This is a genomic window from Rhizobacter sp. (assembly GCF_046595475.1).
Taxonomy (GTDB): domain Bacteria; phylum Pseudomonadota; class Gammaproteobacteria; order Burkholderiales; family Burkholderiaceae_C; genus Rhizobacter.
On sequence record NZ_JBKJOQ010000091.1, the window covers coordinates 94,920 to 114,658 of the forward strand.

The 19,739-nt window shown below is 65.1% G+C and carries 20 protein-coding genes and 1 pseudogene; 10 read left to right on the forward strand and 11 right to left on the reverse strand.

Annotation, left to right across the window (positions count from 1 at the left end):
* Positions 1-182: 182 nt before the first annotated feature.
* Together AC30QB_RS16445 and AC30QB_RS16450 are read left to right on the forward strand one after the other, a co-directional pair.
* A pseudogene (locus tag AC30QB_RS16445) lies at positions 183-452 on the forward strand (hypothetical protein); the annotation flags it as partial.
* Positions 453-477: 25 nt separating this feature from the next.
* On the forward strand, positions 478-1,992 hold the full coding sequence (locus tag AC30QB_RS16450; protein ID WP_489547326.1) for a CYTH and CHAD domain-containing protein: 1,515 nt from the start codon (positions 478-480) through the stop codon (positions 1,990-1,992).
* 18 nt (positions 1,993-2,010) lie between these two features.
* Here the strand turns inward: AC30QB_RS16450 and AC30QB_RS16455 are convergent, their stop codons facing one another.
* The 4 genes from AC30QB_RS16455 to AC30QB_RS16470 form a co-directional block, all read right to left on the reverse strand.
* A complete protein-coding gene (locus AC30QB_RS16455) occupies positions 2,011-2,391 on the reverse strand; it encodes a hypothetical protein (protein ID WP_489547327.1) in 381 nt (126 codons plus the stop codon).
* A gap of 188 nt (positions 2,392-2,579) precedes the next feature.
* Positions 2,580-3,305 carry a VIT1/CCC1 transporter family protein gene (locus AC30QB_RS16460; RefSeq protein WP_489547328.1) on the reverse strand — a complete coding sequence of 242 codons (726 nt, stop codon included), beginning with the start codon at positions 3,303-3,305 and terminating at the stop codon, positions 2,580-2,582.
* A 21-nt stretch (positions 3,306-3,326) separates the two neighbouring features.
* Positions 3,327-3,980, reverse strand: coding sequence for a BON domain-containing protein (locus tag AC30QB_RS16465; protein ID WP_489547329.1), 654 nt, complete (start codon positions 3,978-3,980; stop codon positions 3,327-3,329).
* A gap of 159 nt (positions 3,981-4,139) precedes the next feature.
* Positions 4,140-4,442, reverse strand: a complete 303-nt coding sequence (locus AC30QB_RS16470) for a chaperone modulator CbpM (protein ID WP_489547330.1) — start codon at positions 4,440-4,442, stop codon at positions 4,140-4,142.
* A gap of 322 nt (positions 4,443-4,764) precedes the next feature.
* Here AC30QB_RS16470 and AC30QB_RS16475 point away from each other — a divergent pair, with 322 nt between their 5' ends.
* The 7 genes from AC30QB_RS16475 to AC30QB_RS16505 all read left to right on the forward strand — a co-directional run bounded on the left by AC30QB_RS16475 (position 4,765) and on the right by AC30QB_RS16505 (position 10,751).
* The gene (locus AC30QB_RS16475; RefSeq protein ID WP_489547331.1) at positions 4,765-4,962 is read left to right on the forward strand and encodes a hypothetical protein; all 198 of its coding nucleotides are present in this window, start codon (positions 4,765-4,767) and stop codon (positions 4,960-4,962) included.
* A 49-nt stretch (positions 4,963-5,011) separates the two neighbouring features.
* Complete coding sequence (locus AC30QB_RS16480; protein WP_489547332.1) at positions 5,012-5,344, forward strand: c-type cytochrome; 333 nt, start codon at positions 5,012-5,014, stop codon at positions 5,342-5,344.
* A gap of 173 nt (positions 5,345-5,517) precedes the next feature.
* A complete protein-coding gene (locus AC30QB_RS16485; protein ID WP_489547333.1) occupies positions 5,518-6,900 on the forward strand; it encodes an NAD-dependent succinate-semialdehyde dehydrogenase in 1,383 nt (460 codons plus the stop codon).
* Between the two features lie 15 nt (positions 6,901-6,915).
* Positions 6,916-7,800, forward strand: coding sequence for an oxidoreductase (locus AC30QB_RS16490; RefSeq protein WP_489547334.1), 885 nt, complete (start codon positions 6,916-6,918; stop codon positions 7,798-7,800).
* A gap of 58 nt (positions 7,801-7,858) precedes the next feature.
* On the forward strand, positions 7,859-9,352 hold the full coding sequence (locus AC30QB_RS16495) for an NAD(P)H-hydrate dehydratase (RefSeq protein WP_489547335.1): 1,494 nt from the start codon (positions 7,859-7,861) through the stop codon (positions 9,350-9,352).
* Positions 9,353-9,443: 91 nt separating this feature from the next.
* A complete protein-coding gene (locus tag AC30QB_RS16500) occupies positions 9,444-10,448 on the forward strand; it encodes a zinc-dependent alcohol dehydrogenase family protein (RefSeq protein ID WP_489547354.1) in 1,005 nt (334 codons plus the stop codon).
* A gap of 147 nt (positions 10,449-10,595) precedes the next feature.
* A complete protein-coding gene (locus AC30QB_RS16505) occupies positions 10,596-10,751 on the forward strand; it encodes a hypothetical protein (protein ID WP_489547336.1) in 156 nt (51 codons plus the stop codon).
* 350 nt (positions 10,752-11,101) lie between these two features.
* Here the strand turns inward: AC30QB_RS16505 and trxC are convergent, their stop codons facing one another.
* The 5 genes from trxC to AC30QB_RS16530 are packed head-to-tail and all read right to left on the reverse strand — an operon-like array spanning position 11,102 to position 18,124.
* Entirely contained in the window at positions 11,102-11,527 is a 426-nt protein-coding gene (trxC, locus tag AC30QB_RS16510) for a thioredoxin TrxC (protein WP_489547337.1), read from the reverse strand.
* A 2-nt stretch (positions 11,528-11,529) separates the two neighbouring features.
* Positions 11,530-11,739, reverse strand: coding sequence for a DUF2892 domain-containing protein (locus tag AC30QB_RS16515; RefSeq protein WP_489547338.1), 210 nt, complete (start codon positions 11,737-11,739; stop codon positions 11,530-11,532).
* Positions 11,740-11,741: 2 nt separating this feature from the next.
* A complete protein-coding gene (gene arsA, locus AC30QB_RS16520) occupies positions 11,742-13,619 on the reverse strand; it encodes an arsenical pump-driving ATPase (RefSeq protein ID WP_489547339.1) in 1,878 nt (625 codons plus the stop codon).
* Between the two features lie 23 nt (positions 13,620-13,642).
* Positions 13,643-16,993, reverse strand: coding sequence for an efflux RND transporter permease subunit (locus AC30QB_RS16525; protein WP_489547340.1), 3,351 nt, complete (start codon positions 16,991-16,993; stop codon positions 13,643-13,645).
* A gap of 9 nt (positions 16,994-17,002) precedes the next feature.
* On the reverse strand, positions 17,003-18,124 hold the full coding sequence (locus AC30QB_RS16530; protein ID WP_489547341.1) for an efflux RND transporter periplasmic adaptor subunit: 1,122 nt from the start codon (positions 18,122-18,124) through the stop codon (positions 17,003-17,005).
* Between the two features lie 126 nt (positions 18,125-18,250).
* Here AC30QB_RS16530 and AC30QB_RS16535 point away from each other — a divergent pair, with 126 nt between their 5' ends.
* The gene (locus tag AC30QB_RS16535) at positions 18,251-18,610 is read left to right on the forward strand and encodes an ArsR/SmtB family transcription factor (RefSeq protein WP_489547342.1); all 360 of its coding nucleotides are present in this window, start codon (positions 18,251-18,253) and stop codon (positions 18,608-18,610) included.
* 125 nt (positions 18,611-18,735) lie between these two features.
* Here the strand turns inward: AC30QB_RS16535 and AC30QB_RS16540 are convergent, their stop codons facing one another.
* Both AC30QB_RS16540 and AC30QB_RS16545 read right to left on the reverse strand, forming a co-directional pair.
* Positions 18,736-18,942, reverse strand: coding sequence for a YgaP family membrane protein (locus AC30QB_RS16540; RefSeq protein WP_489547343.1), 207 nt, complete (start codon positions 18,940-18,942; stop codon positions 18,736-18,738).
* 104 nt (positions 18,943-19,046) lie between these two features.
* Positions 19,047-19,457, reverse strand: a complete 411-nt coding sequence (locus AC30QB_RS16545; RefSeq protein WP_489547344.1) for a DUF302 domain-containing protein — start codon at positions 19,455-19,457, stop codon at positions 19,047-19,049.
* Positions 19,458-19,739: the final 282 nt, after the last annotated feature.

Consider the following 19,739-nt stretch of genomic DNA (forward strand, 5'->3'; position numbering starts at 1 on the left):
GCGACTTCGTCCCGGCGCTGGACGCGATGGCGCGCGTCGCCTCTTCGACGAAAACGAGTGATAGGCCTACGCCCGTTGCGTGCGCTGTCGTACATGGGTGGCGCGGGCGAGCCATCAAGCTTGTCGTTAACCGAGGGCCTTCTTCGGAGGGACTCGAGATGTACCAACAGATGCAAGCACAGATGCAAGAGCACGCGGCGCACAGGCGAAATCCGGCCCTGTTGCACAACCCCCGATCCATCCAGTTGCTGGCCGCGCTGCCCAAAGCCGAGTGGGAGCGTTGGTTGCCGCAACTTGAACACGTCGATCTGCCACTGGGCACGGTTCTCTACGAGTCCGGCGCCAAGTTGACGCACGTGTACTTCCCGACGACGGCGATTGTGTCCTTGCCGTATATGCTTGAAAGCGGCGCCTCGGCCGAGATCGCCATCGTGGGCAACGAGGGCCTGCTTCACCAGAAACGTGCACGCCGCTTCTGTGAACGAACCGTTGGCGCAGGCAGAGCTTGAGCTGAAGTTCATCGTCCCGCCCGACCGGCTCAAGGCGCTTGCCGCCGACATGCGACAGGGCGAAGGGTACGTTCGTCGGCTTCTGGCGATCTACTACGACACTGTCGATGGCCGACTCGCCGCGAACAACGTATCTGTTCGTCTGCGCAGGGAAGGGCGACTGTGGGTTCAGACCGCCAAGGCGCAGACATCCGACCCGTTGCGGCGACTTGAGCACAACGTCCGGCGGACCGTGACCAGCGCCCGCGAGGCGCCCGCACTGGATCTCGACCTGCACGACGGCACTCCCGCCGGCCTTGCGATTCGCGAGGCCCTTGGCACGCTGGGCATGGGCACCGCGCAGACGTCACTGGTCGAACGCTTCCGCACTGACGTGTCGCGCTTGACTCGCGTCGATGAGTTCGCGAGGGCACGCGTAGAGCTCGCCCTCGACACGGGCGAGATCGTCGCCGGCAGCCGCTCGAGCAGGGTTTGCGAGTTCGAGATCGAGTTGAAATCGGGGCCAGTTTTGGGGCTGTTCGACCTGGCTTTCCAGTGGGCCGGTCGCCACGGTCTGTGGCTCAGCTCCGTTTCGAAGGCCCAGCGTGGCATGCGACTCGCACCCGACGAGACCGTGGCTGCGGTGCGTGCCGTCACGCCGATGGTCGATGCCGGTGCTGGGCCCGAGCGATTCCTGGTCGCTGTGATGGAGAGCTGCCTGCGGCAGATTCTCGGCAACGCCAGCGAGATCGGTGCGGGTGCGGCGGACGAGGAGCTTGTGCACCAACTGCGCGTGGGGCTGCGCCGATTGCGCACTGCACTGCGCGAACTCTCGGGCTGCACCGCCACCCTCGATCCGGCATGGGAGGTGGCCTTCAGAATCGCCTTCCAGGCACTCGGGGTGCATCGAGACAATGCGACCGTGTTGCGCATGTTGCGCGAGGAGATGACACAAGCAGGTATCCCATGGGTTGAGGCTTCAATTTCATCGCCTTCGGCGCCGAGCCCCGAAGCGGTTGTGCAAGACCCCCAGTTTCAGCGCGCTCTGCTGGGTGTCATGGCGTTCTGCCACGCTGTACCAAACTCGACCAATCCACTCCTCAAGGGTGCGCGCCGGCGCTTGAAGAAGCGGGTCGCTGCGCGACTCGACCGGCTGCACCGAGACGTGAAGCGCGACGCCAAGCGCTTCGGCAGGCTCTCGCCGTCACGCCAGCACCGTGTGAGAAAACGACTGAAGCGCCTGCGCTACCTGGCCGAATTCGCCGCGCCGCTGTTCGGGGCCAAACGCGTGGGTCGGTGTTTGAAGCGCTGGCGCGACGCCCAAGATGCGCTCGGCGACAACAACGACCGCCGTGTTGGACTTGATTTGCTTCGGGGCGGGTCGTCGGGTGTTGCGGCCAAGCCCGCCATACGTTGGATCTCGATTCGCATTCGCGCCTGCGTTGAGCGTTGCAAGGTCGCGCTGCGAAAGGCAGTGAAGGGCCCACTGTTCTGGAAGGACTGAACCGCCGGCAAGGCGATGTCACGTCATCCGGGTCGTGGCGACCAGTTCACCGCGCTTGACGAAGAACTCGCGGACCATCTTGACGATCTCGCCCTGGCTTGGATGATCGACTGTTTCCCATCCGACGATCTGCGTCGCCACGGCGGGGCGATGCTTCTCGACATAGTGGCGAAAGTCGGCTTGAGCCGTGTGCGAGCCTGCCACCAAGACCGACTCGATGCCCGCCAGCGCATCGCAGACCTCGGCGAAAAACTCGTGTTCGCTGCGCACCTGGCTGCCATGCTGGCGCGTGTAGTGCGCGTGCTCCTTGATCTTGTGCTCGACAACTTGCTCGGCGTCGATCTGCAACAACTGAGCGCTGTGGTGGTCGATCAAGGCAACGGCGTGGCTGAGTGACATTGAAACTCCTTGCGGTGGCGCTTGGTGGGAGCACCGGGTTTGTTGTTGAGACTCGATCTAAGACTTCCGCAGAGTGAGGCCGAGCCCGGGTGGCGTCTGTGCGGCAGCCCACGCCCAGCACTTCAAACGCGTCGATGTTCAGGCTGCACGGTGCCGTCGCCGTTGTCCGCAAGCGCATTCGTGCGGCCTTAAGCGACCGAGCCGAACCATGCGCCCGCCGCCGCGGTGATCGCCATCGCAAACGCTCCCCAAAAGGTGACGCGCCAAGCACCGACCCACACGCTCGCGCCTCCGACTTGGGCTGCAACGGCACCCAGCAATGCCAGGAACACGAGCGAGGTGGCGCCCACCCACGGCATCAGGAATTTCCCGCTCACCAGGGTGGCCACGACCAAGGGAAGTGCAGCGCCCACCGCGAAGCTCGCCGCTGATGCCAGTGCTGCCTGAACGGGTCGGGCGCCCAGGTCTTTGGAGAAGCCGAGTTCGTCACGCGTGTGCGCGCCGAGGGCGTCTCGCGCCATCAGTTGTTCGGCCACCTGCTTGGCCAGCGCGGGGTCGAGCCCGCGGCCGACATAGATGGTCGCGAGCTCGCGATGTTCACCCGCAGGGTCTCTTTCGAGCTCGCCGCTTTCGCGGGCGAGGTCAGCCGCCTCGGAATCTGCCTGAGAATGCACCGACACAAACTCGCCCGCCGCCATCGACATGGCGCCGGCCACCAGGCCGGCAACCCCGGTCATCAGGATGTTGCTGTGGCTGGCGCTGGCCGCGGCCACGCCGAGCATCAGGCTGCCGGTCGACACGATGCCGTCGTTGGCACCCAGCACCGCCGCACGCAACCATCCGATGCGTGAAGTGCGGTGTTGTTCGGGGTGCCGCCTTCTCGTGCGGTCGGCCCATGTGGAGGCGCTGTGCACCGAACGGCCGGCGCGAGTTGGTCAGGGAACAATCGTGAGATCGTTCTTGACCAGGGTCACGCCGGGCGCGGACCATGCCGCCCACATCGCTTGGTCGCGCTCGGCCCAAGACGCCACGCTGCCGGTGAGCGTCACGGTCCCGTTGTCGGTGCTGACGCTGATGCGGCGAGCCTCGAGATCGGCATTGCGGCGGAATGAGTCTTCGATCTTGCTCTTGACGTCGATCCACTTCGCTTCGGGCTTGATCGTGATGTCATTCGACACCGCAATCACGCCCATGAGGTTGCGCACACTGCGCGCGGCAGCATCCTTCTGGAACTGCCAGTCGAGCGTGCCGTTCAGCGTGACCCAGCCGTTCTTCACGATAACCTTCACCTTGTCGTTGGGTACTTCGTAGTCCCATTTCAGCGAGTTCAAGGCGGCCTCGGCCAAGTCCTGATCGGTGCGCTTGTGCGCGCCAATCATTTCGACGGCGATGTCGTTGGCCAGACCCTTGACGCCATACACGCCCTTGGCGGCATCCTCGGCGGCCGCCTTCTCGGCGTAGTGGGCCACTTGGCCGGTCAGCGTCACAACGCCATTCTTCGCGGTGACGCCGATATGCGCGGCATTGACGCTTGGGCGCCACTTGAGTTCATCGAGAACGTTGCTCTGAAGTTGTGTGTCGGTGGTCATGGGCTAGGTCCTTCATCGGTGTTGGGGTGGGTCGGAATGCGCAGACTGAGCGCGTTGAGGGCGGCGGTCTGTGCGGCAACGAACCCCCGGCACAAAATGAACGTAAAGATCGTGGGTGCCTTGTCGGCAGTGCCACTCGCGGCTCGGTTGGCACGACCTTTATTCGAGCTCGGTGATCTGGCTCAGCATCATCGCGAGCGCGAAACCATGATCGTCCAGGGCCAGACTCTGGCGCAGATGGTCTGCGCGCTGCAGGGTCATGACGCAGTCGAGGCGGAACGTCCAGGGTTCACTGAGCGGAGCGACCGGCGTCAGCACGCCGTGTTCGACGAGCCCTTTGAGGTCGGCGGTGACTACGCCTGACAGTTGAGCGACTTGCTCCAGCGAGAGCGTCACCATGTTGTGGGCGGCATTGCGCTGTGCTTGTCCGAGCCGAGACTCATGCGTGCTGACAGGTTTCATGCGACCAACGATGCGCGGGCTGCGCCGGCCTGTCGGTGCGCTAGCGAACGCAAGCGCCCAGGTTGGGTCTGGCGAGCGACGCCTTGACGCCAGTTCGCTTGTGTTCGCTCGCGCACAGACTGCAAGTTGTCTCGCTTCTACAGTCCACTCTGGTAGGGAAATCAACCGCGAACGGGGTGAACCAATGAATGCACGGCGATCGGTCCGGAGATGGATTGTTTCGGTCTTTTTCGGTGCGCTCTGGGTATCGACCACCGCCTGCGCCCAGAGCCGTGGCGAGTTGCTCTACTCAACGCACTGCGGCGCTTGCCACACGACGCAAATGCACTGGCGCGCTGGCAGGTCGGCCACCGACTGGCCGACTCTCAAGGCGCAAGTGCGGCGCTGGCAAGGCGTGGCTTCACTCGAGTGGACTGAAGACGATATCGTTTCGGTCGCGCGCTATTTGAACGACACCATCTATCGCTTTGAGCAGTCGGCCCAGTCGGCGTCACCGACACACCGGCTGGCGGAGAAATAAGATGGTCAAACCATGGTGCACAGCCACGACGCTTCTGATGGTCGCAGCGTTGGCGCATGCGACCCCGGCTGAGAACGACCGCGCAATCGCCGAGATGGCGCGCCGAAGCGGCTGCATGACTTGCCACAGCATCTTGCCGAAGCCCAAGCGCACTGACGGGCTGCCGCCGATCGCGCCCGCTTGGCGCGACATTGCCATCAAGTACAGAGACGACCCCGGCGCTTCTGATCGGCTGACCCGCACCGTCATGACCGGTTCGAATCCGCGTGCCCCGCACTGGGCGGGCAAGGCGGGGGCCGTCACGATGCCGCCGAATGCCGAGGCAGTCACTGAAGCCGACGCGCGCGTGCTTGTCAACTGGATACTCATCCTGGTTCCTTAGCGCCGCACCGCTTTTCGCTTGCGAGGGCTGCGAGACCGCTGAGTGGGGTAGCGCACAGACCTGCAGGCCTACGGGGCGCAAGGTCTGCTCATCGAACCACGCCGCGCATGCAATGGCATGCGTCACCCGAACCCCCGCCGCTTCAACAAGCGCACACCCCACAGGAGATCAACATGCCCTACCAAAGCGTCAACCCCAACGACGGCAAGGTGCTCAAAAGCTTCGAGCACTTGACGAGCGCCCAGCTCGAGAAGTCGCTCGCGGCAGCCGAGCATTGCTTTCAGAGCTGGAAGCACAAGACCTATGCCGAGCGCGCGGTCATCGTCAACAAGGCGGCGGCGTTGCTGCACGCCCACGTCGACGACTTCGCCAAGCTAGAGACGCTGGAGATGGGCAAGCGCATCAACGAGGCGCGCGGCGAGGTCAAGTTCAGCGGCGACATCTTGGCCTATTACGCCAAGCACGCTGAAGCCTTTCTGGCGCCGACCAAGCTGCACCCCAAGGTCGGTGAAGCCCACATGGAAAGCTCGCCCATCGGTGTGCTGTTTTGCGTCGAGCCCTGGAACTTTCCGTACTACCAGCTGGCCCGTGTCGCCGGCCCACAGCTGATGGCGGGCAATGTGCTGGTGGTCAAGCACGCGGGCTGCGTGCCGCAATGCGCCATTGCCTTCGAGAAGCTGCTGCTCGACGCGGGCGCGCCGGTCGGGGCCTACACCAACCTGCTGATCTCGCACGAGCAATGCAACAGCGTCATCGATGACCCGCGCATCAAAGGCGTGGCCTTGACCGGCAGCGTCGAAGCCGGCCGCAAGGTCGCGGCCCGCGCCGGGCAGAACCTGAAGAAGTCGTCGATGGAACTCGGCGGCAGCGACGCCTTCATCGTGCTCGACGATGCCGACCTCGCCAAGACCATTCCATGGGCCGTGTGGGGCCGCATGTACAACGGCGGCCAGACTTGCTGCGCGGCCAAGCGTTTCATCGTTCTCGATTCGATTGCCGACAAGTTTTTGGCCCAGTTCAAGACCGCATTGGAGGCCTTGAAGCCCGGCGACCCGATGGACGAGAAGACCACGCACGGTCCGCTGTCGACCGAAGCCGCGTTGGTGCAACTGCTCAAGCAAGTGGATGCAGCCGTGAAGGGCGGCGCCACGCTGGTGATGGGCGGCAAGCGCATCGCCCGCCCGGGGTCGTTCATGCAGACGACGATCCTCGCCGACATCAAGCCGGGCACCCCGGCCTTTCGCGACGAGTTCTTCGGCCCCGTGGTGTCGTTCTTTCGTGTCAAGACCGAAGACGAAGCTATTGCGCTGGCCAACGACTCCGACTTCGGCCTGGGCGGCTCGGTGTGGACAAAAGACGAAGCCCGCGGCAGACGCGTGGCCAGCCGCGTCGACACCGGAATGATGTTCGTCAACAACCTGGACTGGGCCGATGCCGAACTGCCGTTCGGCGGCATCAAAAACTCAGGCTACGGGCGCGAGCTCGGCAACATGGGCATTCAGGAATTCGTCAACAAGAAGCTGGTTCGCGTGGTGCATCTCGATGCTCCGGCTTGAGGCGCGAGGCAAACCATGATGACCACCCAAACCAACAGATCGCTCGCCACTGAACCACGCGTTTGGTTCATCACCGGCTGTTCCACCGGCTTCGGCCGTGAATTCGCCAGGCAAGCCGTTGAACACGGCCATCGCACCGTGGTGACGGCGCGCAACCCAGACACACTCAAAGGCTACGCCGCGGCCGAGAACGCACTGGTGCTGCAACTCGACGTCACGCAGCCCGACCAGGTCGCCGCTGCCATCGCGGCGGCCGAGGCGAAGTTCGGCCGCATCGACGTGCTCGTGAATAACGCGGGCATTGGCTACTTCGCCGCGGTTGAAGAGAGCGAAGAGGCCGAGGTTCGCAAGATGTTCGAGGTGAACGTCTTTGGCATGTCGCGAATGATTCATGCCGTCTTGCCGGGGATGCGCCGGCGCCGCCAGGGCGCGATCGTCAACTTCTCGTCGATCGGCGGCCTACGCTCGTTCCCTTCGTTGGGCTACTACAACGCGACGAAGTTCGCGGTCGAAGGTCTGTCCGAGGCGCTGTGGCAAGAAGTCGAGCCGCTGGGCATCAAGGTAATGGTTGTGGAGCCAAGCGGCTTTCGCACCGATTGGGCGGGTCGTTCGGCGAACGAAAGCCCGCAGCAGATTGACGACTACGTGGCCACAGCGGGCGCCTGGCGTGCGCAAGTGCGTGAGATCTCGGGCAAGCAAGCCGGCGATCCGGTGCGCGCGGCGCGGGCCGTCATCGCGGCGGTCGATTCTGACAACCCACCACACCACCTGCTGCTTGGCAACGCGGCCTTCGACGGCGCGATGGCCAAGCTCGATGAGCTGCGCAAAGACTTCGCAGCCGGTGAGGCCGTGGCCCGCGGCGCCGACTTCGAGAAGGCGACCCTGAAGTCGGTGGCGTGAGCCGCTGCTTGGGTCCATGGTCACGGTGCCACCCACACAGCTGAACTGCAAGACGGCTTTGCTCACCACTGAACAGATGGGCGAAGCCGACCGTCTGACGGTGGCGTCGGGCATCACTAACGCCGCGCTGATGGAGAACGCCGGGCGCGCGGTGGCCCAGGCCATCATCGAGCGCTGGACGCCTCGCCCGGTGCTCGTGTTGTGCGGCCCGGGCAGCAACGGTGGCGATGGTTTCGTGGCCGCGCGGCGCCTGGCTGAAGCCGACTGGCCGGTGCGCATCGCTCTGCTGGTCCCGCGCGAGCAGTTGCGCGGCTCCGCGGCTCACCATGCCGCGTTATGGCGTGGGCCCGTCGAAGCGTTGACGCCAGCGGCGCTCCAAGGCGCTGAACTTGTTGTCGATGCCCTCTTCGGCGCGGGCCTAAGCCGAGCCCTCGACGGGGCGGCCGCCGAGACACTTGCCGCAGCGTCGACACGACAGCTGACCCTCATCGCCGTCGATGTGCCGAGCGGCTTGATGGGGGACATCGGTGTCAACGCGGGCGCGGTAGCCTCGGCCCTCACGGTGACCTGCTTTCGCAAGAAGCCGGGTCACCTGCTGCAGCCGGGCCGAAGCCTGTGCGGCGAGCTGGTGGTTGCCGACATTGGCACGCCCGCATCGGTGTTCGAGCACGTCGTACCCGACACCTTCGAGAACGACCCCGCGTTGTGGGCAGGTGCGCTGCCCGCGCTGCAGGCCGATGGCAACAAATACACCCGAGGCCACGCCCTCATCTGGGGTGGCTGGCCGACCACCGGCGCGGCCCGCATGGCGGCTCGCGCGGCTGCTCGGGTCGGTGCGGGCCTGACCACCGTTGCCGTCGACGTGAGCCTCAGCGAATTTGCGCTACCGGTCTACGCCGCGGCGCTGACCAGCGTCATGGTGAGCGCAGTCGCGCGGCCCGAAGACTTCGACCGCTTGCTGGCCGACAGTCGCTACTCGGGTTTGCTGATCGGCCCGGGTGCTGGCATCGGGGCTGACACCCGCGCGAGGGTGTTCACGATGTTGAAGACTGGCAAGGCCAGCGTGCTCGATGCCGACGCGTTGTCAGCATTCGCGGACGACCCCGACGTCTTGTTTCGGGCCATCACGGGCCCCTGCGTGCTGACACCGCATGAAGGCGAGTTCCCCCGCCTGTTCGATGCCCGCGGTGACAAGCTCACCCGTGCGCGCGCCGCCGCACGCCGCAGCGGCGCCATCGTCGTGCTCAAAGGCAGCGACACCGTGATCGCCGCGCCCAACGGCCGCGCGATCGTCAACGCCAATGCCCCGCCGACGCTGGCCACCGCCGGGGCCGGCGACGTGCTGGGCGGCATGGTGCTGGGCTTGCTCGCACAAGGCATGGAGCCGTTTCTTGCTGCCGCGGCCGCGGTTTGGATGCACGGCGCGGCGGCGGCCCGCTTCGGCCCCGGGCTGTTGGCCGAAGACCTGCCCGACCGCTTGCCGGCCGTGTTTCGTCGGCTGGCACGTCTCGGCCCTTTCCGCCCGCCCAAAACTTTGGAATGGAAGCCATGACCACGCTCACCCTCAGGTTCACCGCCTACTCGCCTGTTGGCACCCGTTTCACCACCGCCTGTTTCACCGATACCGCGTGAGCCATCGCGTCATGCACGCGATGGTGTTGAAGCAACTGGGCCGCCCCTTGGAATGGACCGAGCTGCCTGACAAGCAGCCTGGGCCGGGCGAGATTCGCGTCCAGGTCGGAGCTTGCGGCGTCTGCCGTACCGATTTGCATGTCGTTGATGGCGAGTTGCCGCAGCCGCAGGTGCCCATCATTCCGGGACACGAGATCGTCGGCCGCATCGACGCCATCGGTTCGGGCGTCGATGACATGCTGGGGTTGACCTTGGGCCAGCGGGTGGGCATTCCCTGGCTGGGCCACACCTGCGGCGTCTGCCCCTACTGCACCCTGCAGCGCGAGAACCTGTGCGACCGCCCGCTGTTCACCGGCTACTCGCGCGATGGCGGCTTTGCCACGGCCACGGTTGCCGACGCGCGTTTCGCGTTTCCGTTGGGCGAGCAAGGCAGCGACGAGTCGCTCGCCCCCTTGCTGTGTGCGGGCTTGATCGGATGGCGCGCTTTGAAGATCGCTGTCGATCACGAACCCGCGGCCAAGCACCTCGGTTTGTTCGGCTTCGGCGCTGCGGCGCACATCCTCGCGCAGGTGGCGAAGTGGCAGGGTCGTTCGGTGTTCGCCTTCACACGGCCGGGCGACATCAAGACGCAAGCCTTCGCACGCAGCCTGGGCGCCACCTGGGCCGGGGGCTCCGACGAGATGCCGCCGCAGACACTCGACGCAGCCATCATCTTCGCCACCGTCGGCGATCTGGTGCCGCTGGCGCTGAAGGCCGTGCGAAAGGGCGGCCGCGTTGTGTGCGCCGGCATCCACATGAGCGACATCCCACGCTTCGCCTACAGCCTGCTGTGGGAAGAACGCCAGTTGCTTTCGGTCGCCAACCTCACGCGCCAAGACGGGCTCGACTTTTTGAGCCAGGCGCCACGCATGGGCATCGTCACCAAGACCACGCGTTACCCGCTCATGCAGGCGGACGAGGCCCTGGCCGATCTGCGCGCCGGCAGGTTCGATGGCGCCGCGGTGCTGGTGCCCTGAGGGCCCACCGACATCGCACTGACGGCGCCATCTTTCTCTTGCACCAGTGTGCGTTGCCGCACTGTGGAAAGCGGTCTCCTGCGCTAAGGTGAAATGCTGCAGAAATTAGTGTCGTGCAACAGGCGACCCACTTTCACTGGAGTTTCCATGACCCAAAAGACCAAACGCTCAACCCCGACCCCTGGGCCGATTCATCCCCAGCCGCCACACAACTCGAAGACGCAAGCGAAGCCGACGGAGCCCGCAGAGGTTCTGGGGCGGCACAAGAACAGCGGCCAGAAGGATCACAAGGGCGCGCGCTGACGCGTGTTGCGCAACGGGCCGGGCCGCGCCCGTTCTGAAGTGAGATCCAGCGGTTGGAGAGCGGGCCCCCCAGCCCAACCAGGCTGAGGCGGCTGGAAGTTACCGCAGGGCTCGTCCGCAGGTGTGTCCCGCCAGACCCTTAGGCGCGATGTCGGTGCACAGCAAGACGCCGTTCATGGATTCTGGAGGATGACATGAAGTTCAAGTGATGAACAAGGCATCGATGCACAAGGCCCAGTCATGCGACCGATGTAGGGCTCGCTGCCCACGTAGGTGATCGGCACCTTGCGGCGCAGCTTTCGGAGCTTGAGGTCGGTGTTGAAGATGAACGTGAAACTCGTAGGCCGCGGTCACTTTGCGACATGGGCCTGCACCCAGCGCACCAGGTCGCCTGCCGCCATCGCGCCCGACTGGCGCGCCACTTCTTTGCCGCCGCGAAACAGGATCAGCGTCGGGATGCTGCGGATGGCGTAGGTCGTGCTGGTCTGGGGGTTGGCCTCGGTATCGACCTTCGCAAAGCGCACATCGGGCAGTTGCGTTGCCGCGTTGGCGAAGTGGGGCCCCATCATCTTGCAGGGACCGCACCACTCGGCCCAGAAGTCCACCAGCACCGGCAGCTCGGTGCGGGCGATGTAGGCGGGCAGGGTCGCATCGGACAAGGCGAATGGCTTGGCGGCCATCAGCTCGGCGCCGCACTTGCCGCACACCGGTCTGTCTTTCAATCGCGTGTCGGGCACGCGATTGGTGGCGCTGCAGGCCGGGCAGGCGACGTTCACGATCAGGCCCCCTCGCGCGCGCCGAGCTTGCGCACGATGGCTTCCATCAGGTACCACTTGCTGAGCGCGCTTTGCAGCAGGTTGATGCCGACGAAGGCGGTAAAAGCCAGCCACCATTGACTGACGAATATCGGGCTGCCGGGGCTGCCGAGGGCCAGCGACAGCAGGATGAAGGTGCCGGCGACAAGTCGAACGATTTGCCAGGAAGTCATGGTCAAGCTCCTTGAGTGGGCGTGGGTGGAGAAAGTGGGGGCGATGGCCTGCGGCATGTCTCGTCAACCAGTTTGGACAACTCAACAAAGCCGATCGGCGGGACAGTCAACCACGGCAGCGTGAAGAGGCGCTTGGCAAGGCCAGCAGACAAGCGTTTGATCTGCCTGGCTTCACCCGCCAGACGTGCCGCCAGCAAGGGGTCGTGCGTCCCGGCCGCGAGAACGCTCTTGTTGAGCACCCAGGCATAGGGCTCGACGCTCGCGCGGCGCAGGTCTTCTTGCAAGGCGGCGGCCTGCGACACCGGGGTCACTTCCGGCAGCGTCACGAGAACGATCTTGGTGTACGCGGCATCCTGCAAGCGCATCAGCGGCGTGACGACGCGAGCGTTTGCGTGCCCTTCGAACTCGCGCACCATCTGTCGGTGGTAGGCGCCGGTCGCATCCATCAGTAGCATCGAATGCCCGGTCGGTGCGGTGTCCAGCACCACGAAGGCGCTGCGCCCCTCGCCGACGATGCGCGAAAAGGCATGGAAGACCGCGACCTCCTCGGTGCATGGTGAGCGCAGGTCTTCGAGCAGCAGGGCCCGTTCTTGGGCATTCAGGCTGGACGACTTGGCGGCCATGATCTTGTCGACATAGCGCTGGGTCTCGACCTTGGGATTGATGCGGCTGACATGCAAACCCGGCACGTCGCCGTTCAGCGTTGCGGCCAAGTGCGCAGCCGGGTCGGTGGTGCTCAGGTGCACGGTCTTGCCGCGCTGAATCAACCCCAAGGCGAGGGCCGCCGCGACCGTCGTCTTGCCGACACCGCCCTTGCCCATGACCATGATCAAGCCGTGCCCGGCAGCGGCCAACTCATCGGCCAGTGTGGCGAGCCCCTGGACCGGGTCGATGTGCTGATCGGGTGGGGTCTGCATAGGCACGACGGCCGGTGTTGCCGACGACAGCAATGCACGCAGCGCCGGCAGGCCAACCGTGTCGAAGGCGCGCAACGGCACCTGGTCTTGCGGCAAGCCTTTCAGCGACTTCGGCATCTCATCCAACGCCAGCTGGCCCAGGTCTTCGATGGCGCAGGCGACGGCGTCACTTCGGTCGCTGGCGTGGAACACCCCGTTGATCGCGAGCCGCTGGTTGTTCAAACCCAATTCATGCAGGTCTTGCGACGTGCGTGCCGCCTCAAGGATCGCGCCCTTGTCGGCTCGGGTCACCAGGACCACAGTGGTCAGGGCCGGATCGCTCAACGCCTTCAACGCGGCCTTGAAGCGCTCCTCCTGCATCTTCAGCCCCGAATGCGGGCCGAGGCAGGAGGCGCCGCGATCGTTGCCATCCAGAAAACCGCTCCACGCCTTGGGCAGACTCAGCAGGCGCAGGGTGTGGCCGGTCGGCGCCGTGTCGAAAACGAGGTGGTCGAAGTGTTCTGCGTCTTCGCACAGCAGCGAAGCGAACTCGTCGAAGGAAGCGATCTCGGTGGTGCAGGCACCCGACAGCTGTTCGCGCACGGTCGAGCGTTCGGTTTCGGTGGCCGTGGTGTCCATGTGGGCCAGAACGCGCTTTCGATAAGACTCGGCGGCGTTGTCGGGGTCGATGTTCAAGACCCACAGACCGGGAGCGCCGGGCACCGGCGTGGGCGTGTTGCGAAGCTCCACCCCGAGCATCTCGTCGAGATTGGATGCCGCGTCGGTGCTGACCAGAAGCACCTTCTTGCCCGCGTCGGCCAGGTTCAGCGCAGCGGCCGTCGACAAAGAGGTCTTGCCGACCCCGCCTTTGCCCGTGAAGAACAGATGTCGGGTCGGCTGGCTCAGAAAGCCGATCAAGTGGGGATTCGCCCCTTCCAGCAGCTTGTCGTTCGACGGCAGGGTGTCTGATCCTAGAACTTTCATTTTCATTTTGACGAACATGCTCGCTAGTCGAGTTGAATGGACGGGGTGCTTGAAGTGGTGGCGATGACCGCCGGTGCGTCGGGGTCGACCGAACCCGTGAGCGCATACAGCCGGTGGCGGTAGGCGACGTAATAGAGGATCGGGATCACGACCAGCGTCAGCACGGTCGAGACGAAGATGCCGAAGATCAGCGAGATCGCCAGGCCGTTGAAGATGGGGTCGTCGAGGATGAAAAAGGCGCCGAGCATCGCCGCCAGGCCGGTCAGCACGATCGGCTGCGCGCGGGTGATGGCCGAGCTCACGATGGCCTGCTTGAAATCGAGGCCCTCGCGCACCTGCAGGTTGATGAAGTCAACCAGCAGGATCGAGTTGCGCACGATGATCCCGGCCAGCGCGATCATGCCAATCATGCTCGTCGCGGTGTATTGCGCACCCAGCAGCGCGTGGCCGGGCATCACACCGATGATGGTGAGCGGGATCGGTGCCATGATGATCAGCGGTGTCAGGTAGCTGCCGAACTGCGCAACTACCAGCAGGTAGATCAGGATCAGCCCTAAGCCGTAGGCTAGGCCCATGTCGCGGAAGGTCTCGTAGGTGATCTGCGACTCGCCGTCCCACTTGATCGCGTAGTCGCGGTACGGATCTTCGGGCTGGTGAATGAAGTATTCCTGCAGCGTCCCGCCGCCCGGCGTCGCGATCTTCGTGATCTCGCCGCGCATCTGGAACACGCCATAGAGCGGGCTGTCGAGCGCGCCGGCCATGTCGGCCACGACGAAGTTCAGCGGCAGCAGGTCTTTGTGATATTGCGGTTGCTCGCGCAGCCTGTCGCTCACGGTCACCAGCTCGCGGATCGGCACCAGCTTGCCGTCTGCGCTGCGCACCGCAAGCTGCAACAACGCATTCAGGTCGCCCTGGGCGGAGGGCGGCAACTGAATCACCGCGGCCGCGGGGTACTTCGTCTCGTCGTGCAGATAGGCCGTGGCTTCGCCGGCCAGACCGGCACGAAGCGTCGTCACGATGGCCTGCTGCGGCACGCCGAGCATCGAGGCCTTCTGGCGGTCCACCAACAGCATGATCTTCGGCGCGACCGCGATGCTGCTGTCGTCTACGTCGACGACACCCGGTGTCTTCTCGAACACGGCGCGCACGGCCTTGGCCACCTGCTGTCGGCCACTGGCCTCGGGGCCATAGATCTCGGCGACGATGGGCGACAGCACCGGCGGGCCCGGCGGCACTTCGACCACCTTGATGTTGGCGCCGAAACGCTGACCGACCTTCTGCAACGCCGGCCGCACGCGCGTCGCGATGGCGTGGCTCTGCGCCTTGCGGTCGTGCTTGCCGACGAGGTTGACCTGCAAGTCGCCGACATCGCCGCCGGCACGCAGGTAGTACTGGCGCACCAGACCGTTGAAGTTGATTGGCGCGGCGGTGCCGGCATAAGCCTGGTAGTCGGTGACCTCGGGCACCGTGGCCAGGTAGTTACCGAGCTCGTGCAGCACCGCGGCGGTCTGCTCGACCGGCGTGCCGGCGGGCATGTCGACGATGACCTGGAATTCCGACTTGTTGTCGAAGGGCAGCATCTTCAGCAGCACCAGGCCGGTCGCCGGCAGGGCCAATGAAATCAAGATCAGCACGGCAATGCCCAGGCCCAGCAGGCCACGGTTGCGAACGCCTCGCCGCTCGTCGATCAGCGGACGGAACAGGCGCTCGAAGACCGGCGCGATCTTGGCCGATATGCCGCGGTGCGCAGAAGCATGCGCTGGCGGGTGCGCCGCATCGTCGGAGGCGTCTGCGGCGGGCGCTGGCGTGGCCTTCATCCAGATCCGCGCCAGCCACGGCGTGACGACGAAGGCGATCGCCAGCGACAGCAGCATGCCCATGCTCGCGTTGATGGGGATCGGGCTCATGTACGGGCCCATCAGCCCTGAGACGAAGGCCATCGGCAGCAGCGCGGCGATGACGGTCAGCGTGGCGAGAATCGTCGGGCCCCCGACCTCGTCGACCGCGCCGGGAATGATCTGCGTCAGCGTGCGGCCTGGGTACAGGCCTTGATGGCGGTGGATGTTTTCGACCACCACGATCGCGTCATCGACCAGGATACCGATCGAGAAGATCAGTGCGAACAGCGACACGCGGTTGAGCGTGAAGCCCCAGGCCCACGACGCAAACAGCGTGACGGTGAGCGTCAAGACTACGGCGCTGCCGACGATGGCTGCTTCGCGCTTGCCCAAAGCGAGGAAGACCAGAACCACCACCGCCGTCGTCGCAAACAGTAGCTTCTGGATCAGCTTTTTCGCCTTGTCGTTGGCCGACGCGCCGTAGTTTCGCGTCTCGGCCACCTGCACGTCGCCAGGGATCACGGTGTTGCGCAGGGCATCGACACGCTTCATCACCGCGTTGGCCACGTCGATGGCGTTCTCGCTGGCCTTCTTGGTGATGGCGATGGTGACGGCAGGGTATTCGGCAGCTGGGGCGCTGGCTGAACCCGTCACGCCGTGCCAGACGTAGCGGCTGGGCGGCAGCGGGCCGTCGCGCACGGTGGCCACGTCGCGCAGAAAGATCGGCTTGCCGGCACGCACGCCCACCACCAGGTCGGCGACCTCGCTGGCCCGGCGCAAAAAGGGGCCGGACTCGATGGCGACCGCGCGGTTGCCTTTGACAAGTTCACCGACCGGCAGGCCGAGGTTGGCCGACAGCAGGGCCTGGCGCAGGTCGGCCACCGTGACGCCGACAGCGGACATGCGCCCCGGATCGATCTCGACCATGACCGCGCGCCCGGGGCCGCCGATGGTGCTGACCTCGCGCGTGCCGGGCACGCGCTTCAGGTCGACTTCGATGCTGTGGGCCACGCGCTCCAGGTCATACGGCCCGGTTGAAGTGTTCTTGCTGAACAGCGTCAGCGTGACGATGGGCACGTCGTCGATGCCTTTGGGCTTGATGATCGGGTCGAGCACGCCCAAGCCTTTCGGCAACCAGTCGGCGTTGGAGTTCACCGCGTCATAGAGCCGCACCAGCGCCTCGGTGCGCGGCACGCCGACGTTGAACTGCACCGTGATGATGGCGACGCCGGGGCGCGACACCGACATCACGTGCTCGACGCCAGCAATCTGCGCCAGCACTTGCTCGGCCGGGCCGGCCACCATCTGCTCGACATCGCGTACCGCCGCGCCGGGGAACGGGATCAGCACGTTGGCCATCGTCACGTTGATCTGCGGCTCTTCTTCGCGCGGCGTGACGCCGACCGCGAAGAAGCCCAGCAGCAGCGCCACCAGCGCCAGCAGAGGCGTGATCTGCGCACGCTGGAAAAAGGCCGCGATGCGGCCGGAGACGCCGAGTGCGCCGCTGCCCTTGCTCGTCGTGGAAGGCTGGGTCATCGGCGGTCTTCAGCGTACACGGGCGGCCGCTTGCGGATCGGAGACGACCTGCTCGCCGACCATCAGGCCAGACAGGATCTCGACGCGATCACCCTCAACCCGGCCCAGGCGCACCTGGCGCAACACCGGTTTGCCGCTCGGGTCGAGCACATACACGCCGGTCATCTCGGCGCGGCGCACGACGGACGTGAGCGGCACCGATAGCGGAGCCGAAGCAGGGCTCGCGCCTGCCGCGATCTGTGGCTGGGGTACCGGCAACCACAACCTGGCGAACATGCCCGGCGACAGGCCGGCCACGTCGGCAGGCAGGTCCGCGCGAAGTTGCACCGTGTGCGTCGCTGCGTCGACGGTCGGAAGCAATTGCACGCGCGACGGCGTCACCCAGGCGGCGGCAGCCGGCAGGCCGGGCAACTCAATCCGCGGCAACGGGCCAGAAGCCATCTGCAACGCAACGGATTGCGGCACGGCCGCCGTGACGCGAAGCGCGCGCGGGTCGTAGAGCGTCAGCAGCGCCCGCCCGGGCATCGCCATGTCACCCAGCGACACTGGAACCTCGGCGATCACGCCGGCGAACGGCGCACGCACGACATAGAACCCGCTCTCAGTGCGCGCGGCGCCGGCCTGCGCGAGCTGGGCATTGGCCTGCGCCTGTGTCGACTTGAATTCTGATTCGGCGTGTTCCAACGCAGCCTGACTGATGTAGTTCTTCTGGAAGAGCTGCTTCTGGCGCTCGAAGTCTTTGCTCGCCAGGTCGAGCGAAGCGCGGGTTGCCCGCACCTGCGCGTCGCTGGCAGCGGCGTTTTGATTGGCGGCGCGGGCGTCGATGCGCAGCAGCACCTGGCCGGCCTTCACGCGATCACCGACCTTGGCCTCCAGCTGCACCACCGCGCCGGTGACCTGAGCGGCGACCACGGTCTGGCGCACGGCTTCGACCACACCGTCGAAGGCCGATGCGGCGGCGCTGGTCGCAGCCTGCGCCGGCACTGCTTTGAGGGCCTGCGCGCACGCAACCGTGGGCAGGCCCCACGCGAGCGCAGTGGCCAGGACGGCGGAAGCGGCGGAAGCGAGACGGAGCGTGAACATGGAGCGTGCTTTCTGGCGAATGCCCAACCCTCGGAGGGGCTGGAACACGTCGGATATAATTTTTGTATTTGCGTAAGTAGTTAAATAGTCAAGTGTGTTTGTGCACAAGGACGAGCGAAGAGTTCAGCGCCGAGGCATCATGGCGACTTCTCAACATCCGGCGCGCGCCCCAGCATGGAAGACCTACCCGTCGATGCACTGGTGCAAGTGGCCGCGTATTTCCAGGTGCTGTCAGAGCCGACGCGTCTGCAGATCCTCAATCTGTTGCGGCAGCAGGAGCGCAGCGTCGGCGAACTTGCGGAACTCTGCGGCTTCACCTCTGCCAATGTCTCGCGCCACTTGGCGTTGCTGACCCAGCACGGGCTGGTGGTGCGAGAGAGCCGCGGCAACAGCGCCATCTACAGCATCGCGGACAAATCTGTCTATGCGTTGTGCGACCTCGTCTGCGGCAGCATCGCCCGCCAGTTGGAACGCACCGTGCAGGAACGATCGGCCTTCGTGAGTCCGGCAAAGAAGCGGTCCAGAGTGCGCTGACCGGGCGCGTCCGCGATGGCTTGCGGGTTGCACTGCACTGTGCCTCGCCGGTCGGACGCGAGACGCAGCCTGCGTCAGATCGCGCATGCCGCTGATGGCGTGGACATCGCCAGCTCCAACTGGGTTCAGCCCGACGTGGTGCTGGACTTGGTGGTGCAGGTGCTGAGGCCGAATGGCAGGTAGGCGGGACAAACCCGGAACAGCCCCGTCGCCAGCGGCACCACACCGATCCAACCCCACAGGCCAATGACCCCGAACAGGCTGGCACCAATCAGCGCAACCCCTGCGACGACGCGAATGACGCGATCAACCGAACCGACGTTTTTGAGCATGGCACTCTCCTTTTCAGTCGCATCATGAATTGCGTTTCGAGGCGGGCCATGATTCAGATCAAGCATTCGGCCTGCGGTGCCACCGGGCGTATCAAACTGAGGCCTCAGGTGGGTTTGGTCGTGCTGCCGCCGAGGCCATCGCAGACGCGGCGCAATCGCTGCTCTGCCGCATCGGCCACGGTCTTGACTTCAGGCCTGCCGACGAGGTTCACCATGATCTGCGGGTCGAGGAACCCGACCACGACGCGATCGGGGGCTTCCTCGCGCACGATGACGTTGCACGGCAGCAGCAGGCCGATGTCGGGCACCGCCTGCAAGGCCTGGTGAGCCAGCGGAGGGTTGCACGCGCCGAGGATGCGGTAGGGCGGCATGTCAACGCCCAGCTTCTCCTTCATCGCATGCTGCACGTCGATGTCGCTGAGGATGCCGAAGCCTTCGGTCTTCAATGCGGCGGTGGTCTTGGCCAGAGCTTGGTCGAACGATGTGCCGGTGAGCGTGGTGGTAAATCCATACATTGAGTGGTGCCTCGTTGGGGTTTGCTGAGCTGGGGCTCAGGCGTTCACTGCTTCGGCTGGCGTTGTATTGCCGACCAGGCTGATCACATAGCTCTCCAAGTCTTTCGTGTTGTGCAACATCGGGTGTGTCCTGATTCACCTTCACCAGCGAACCGGTTGTGGCGGCGACGGGCGCTACCGCTCGCTGCCATCCGAGTGACTGGAAGTTCTTGCAGTTAATGTCGACCAAGCCTCCCTTGGTGTCTGTTCGTTGCCGCACCTAACCGATCGGTTGGACCTCAC

Coding starts and splice junctions, on each gene's coding strand:
- AC30QB_RS16500 (WP_489547354.1), top strand. CDS start 9,444: ATGCACGCGATGGTGTTGAAGCAACTGGGCCGCCCCTTGGAATGGACC.
- AC30QB_RS16485 (WP_489547333.1), top strand. CDS start 5,518: ATGCCCTACCAAAGCGTCAACCCCAACGACGGCAAGGTGCTCAAAAGC.
- AC30QB_RS16545 (WP_489547344.1), bottom strand. CDS start 19,457: ATGTATGGATTTACCACCACGCTCACCGGCACATCGTTCGACCAAGCT.
- AC30QB_RS16525 (WP_489547340.1), bottom strand. CDS start 16,993: ATGACCCAGCCTTCCACGACGAGCAAGGGCAGCGGCGCACTCGGCGTC.
- AC30QB_RS16465 (WP_489547329.1), bottom strand. CDS start 3,980: ATGACCACCGACACACAACTTCAGAGCAACGTTCTCGATGAACTCAAG.
- AC30QB_RS16470 (WP_489547330.1), bottom strand. CDS start 4,442: ATGAAACCTGTCAGCACGCATGAGTCTCGGCTCGGACAAGCACAGCGC.
- AC30QB_RS16515 (WP_489547338.1), bottom strand. CDS start 11,739: ATGACTTCCTGGCAAATCGTTCGACTTGTCGCCGGCACCTTCATCCTG.
- AC30QB_RS16535 (WP_489547342.1), top strand. CDS start 18,251: ATGGAAGACCTACCCGTCGATGCACTGGTGCAAGTGGCCGCGTATTTC.
- AC30QB_RS16490 (WP_489547334.1), top strand. CDS start 6,916: ATGATGACCACCCAAACCAACAGATCGCTCGCCACTGAACCACGCGTT.
- arsA (WP_489547339.1), bottom strand. CDS start 13,619: ATGAAAGTTCTAGGATCAGACACCCTGCCGTCGAACGACAAGCTGCTG.
- AC30QB_RS16455 (WP_489547327.1), bottom strand. CDS start 2,391: ATGTCACTCAGCCACGCCGTTGCCTTGATCGACCACCACAGCGCTCAG.
- AC30QB_RS16505 (WP_489547336.1), top strand. CDS start 10,596: ATGACCCAAAAGACCAAACGCTCAACCCCGACCCCTGGGCCGATTCAT.
- AC30QB_RS16475 (WP_489547331.1), top strand. CDS start 4,765: ATGCACTGGCGCGCTGGCAGGTCGGCCACCGACTGGCCGACTCTCAAG.
- AC30QB_RS16540 (WP_489547343.1), bottom strand. CDS start 18,942: ATGCTCAAAAACGTCGGTTCGGTTGATCGCGTCATTCGCGTCGTCGCA.